Origin of the sequence: Pseudomonas sp. SIMBA_068 (genome assembly GCF_046534705.1) — a bacterium.
In the GTDB taxonomy this organism is placed as follows: domain Bacteria; phylum Pseudomonadota; class Gammaproteobacteria; order Pseudomonadales; family Pseudomonadaceae; genus Aquipseudomonas; species Aquipseudomonas putida.
This window is the reverse complement of record NZ_JAWRYI010000164.1, coordinates 1-348: the sequence shown is the minus strand read 5'-3', so window position 1 is coordinate 348 and position 348 is coordinate 1. Positions and strand designations below refer to the sequence as shown.

The window sequence follows — 348 nt, the reverse complement described above, 5'->3', positions numbered from 1 at the left end:
CGAGCAGCAGCACATCATTGGCGCCTACTCGTTTGAACTGAGTAAAGTGGCGCGTGCTTATATCCGTGAGCGTGTGGTGGATCATCTGGCACGCATCGATACTAAACTGGCGCAGGGCGTGGCGGATAACCTGGGACTCGCGCTGACGGATGAGCAGCTCAACATTCAGCCGCCTGCGCCAGTGAATGGCCTGACTAAAGATGACAGCCTGAGCCTCTACGCCATTCCGGATGGCGAGATCAAAGGTCGCCAGGTCGCACTGCTGCTCAGCGATGGTGTGAAGGCGGCTGGTGTGCCGGCGATTTTGCAGGCGCTGAAACCGGTGCGTGTTCCCGCCAAACTGCTGGC

The 348-nt window shown here is 59.2% G+C and carries 1 protein-coding gene; it reads left to right on the top strand.

Features of this window, described 5'->3' with window-relative positions; genetic code table 11:
- A partial coding sequence (locus SB756_RS28670) for a catalase-related domain-containing protein (protein ID WP_410912895.1) occupies positions 1-348 on the top strand: 348 nt, incomplete at both ends.